Source organism: Limnobacter olei (genome assembly GCF_029087225.1).
GTDB classification, from domain to species: Bacteria; Pseudomonadota; Gammaproteobacteria; order Burkholderiales; family Burkholderiaceae_B; genus Limnobacter; species Limnobacter olei.
Genome location: NZ_JARFJD010000052.1, coordinates 1 through 2,065, shown reverse-complemented (window position 1 = coordinate 2,065; position 2,065 = coordinate 1). Strand labels below are relative to the sequence as shown.

The 2,065-nt window shown below is 53.3% G+C and carries 1 protein-coding gene and 1 pseudogene; both read left to right on the top strand.

The genetic code is table 11. The annotated features are described in order from the left end of the window. Window positions 1-107: 107 nt before the first annotated feature. Entirely contained in the window at window positions 108-1,631 is a 1,524-nt protein-coding gene (gene istA, locus PY990_RS16245; RefSeq protein WP_275272482.1) for an IS21-like element IS1326 family transposase, read from the top strand. Then, window positions 1,618-2,065: pseudogene (gene istB / locus PY990_RS16240) on the top strand (IS21-like element IS1326 family helper ATPase IstB); the annotation flags it as partial. The gene istA and the pseudogene istB, both read left to right, overlap by 14 nt.

Below are 2,065 nucleotides of genomic sequence, written 5' to 3'. Positions count from 1 at the left end.
TGTTGACTTGCATCCAAAATTGACCCACTTAGGGTAAAGATTTGCGTCGAAATTTGACCCACGTATGACACTGTTTCCCGTCTGGATGTGGCGGGAGAAATCAAGGAGTGATAAACGTGGCGATATTGAGCGCAATTCGACGCTGGCATTTTCGCGATGGTGCGTCGATTCGGGAAATAGCCCGACGAAGCGGCCTGTCCAGGAACACCGTTCGCAAGTATTTGCAAAGCAAGGTGGTTGAACCGCAGTACCCAGCGCGAGACAGCGTTGGCAAGTTAAGTCCTTTTGAGCCCAAGTTAAGGCAGTGGCTCTCCACCGAGCACAAAAAGACAAAGAAGCTGCGCAGAAACCTGCGCAGCATGTACCGGGATTTGGTCGCCTTGGGCTTTACTGGGTCTTATGACCGGGTGTGTGCCTTTGCTAGGCAGTGGAAAGATTCCGAACAGTTCAAAGCGCAAACCTCGGGCAAGGGTTGTTTCATCCCCTTGCGCTTTGCCTGTGGCGAGGCCTTCCAATTCGATTGGAGTGAGGACTTTGCCCGCATTGCGGGCAAACAGGTCAAACTTCAGATTGCCCAATTTAAGTTGGCCCACAGCCGGGCCTTTGTGCTTCGGGCCTATTACCAGCAAAAACACGAAATGCTTTTTGATGCACACTGGCATGCCTTTCGAATCTTCGGCGGCATTCCCAAGCGCGGCATCTACGACAACATGAAGACCGCTGTAGATTCGTTGGGGCGTGGCAAAGAGCGCAGGGTCAATCAGCGGTTCACCGCCATGGTCAGCCACTATCTGTTTGATGCGCAGTTCTGCAACCCAGCATCGGGTTGGGAGAAAGGCCAGATTGAGAAGAATGTGCAGGATTCTCGCCAACGCCTGTGGCAAGGGGCACCAGACTTCCAAAGCCTTGCTGATTTGAATGTATGGCTTGAGCACCGTTGTAAAGCGCTGTGGTCTGAGCTGCGCCACCCCGAATTGGACCAAACCGTGCAAGAGGCCTTTGCCGATGAACAAGGCGAGTTGATGACGCTACCCAATGCCTTTGATGCATTCGTGGAGCAAACCAAGCGAGTCACTTCAACCTGCCTTGTTCACCATGAGGGTAATCGCTACAGCGTGCCAGCCAGTTACGCCAACAGGGCCATCAGCCTTCGGATTTATGCAGACAAGCTGGTGATGGCTGCCGAAGGTCAACACATTGCTGAGCATCCAAGACTGTTTGGCAGTGGCCACGCTCGGCGTGGCCACACACAATACGACTGGCACCATTACTTGTCTGTGCTTCAGAAGAAACCTGGGGCATTGCGCAATGGTGCGCCGTTTGCTGAACTACCACCAGCGTTCAAGAAGCTTCAATCCATCTTGCTGCAACGCCCCGGTGGTGACCGTGACATGGTGGAAATTCTGTCCTTGGTGTTGCATCACGACGAAGGTGCTGTGCTCAGTGCGGTGGAATTGGCACTGGAGTGTGGCAAACCATCGAAGGAGCATGTACTAAACCTGCTGGGACGCTTGACCGAAGAGCCAGCACCCAAGCCAATTCCAATCCCCAAGGGATTAAGGCTGACACTGGAACCACAGGCCAATGTGAACCGCTACGACAGTTTGAGGAGAGCCCATGATGCAGCATGAAGGCCATGTGCGAATCCTCAAATCCTTGAAACTCTTTGGGATGGCACACGCCATTGAGGAGTTGGGCAATCAGAATTCACCGGCATTTAATCAGGCATTGCCCATGCTGGACAGCCTGATTAAGGCTGAAGTGGCAGAACGTGAAGTGCGTTCGGTGAACTACCAACTGCGGGTGGCCAAGTTCCCCGTGTATCGGGACTTGGTGGGCTTTGACTTCAGTCAAAGCCTGGTCAATGAGGCCACTGTCAAACAATTGCACCGCTGCGACTTCATGGAACAAGCACAGAACGTGGTGCTTATCGGTGGTCCAGGAACGGGCAAGACTCACCTTGCCACAGCCATTGGTACGCAAGCGGTGATGCATTTGAACCGGCGGGTGCGCTTCTTCTCCACCGTAGATTTGGTCAATGCACTGGAGCAAGAGAAATTATCAG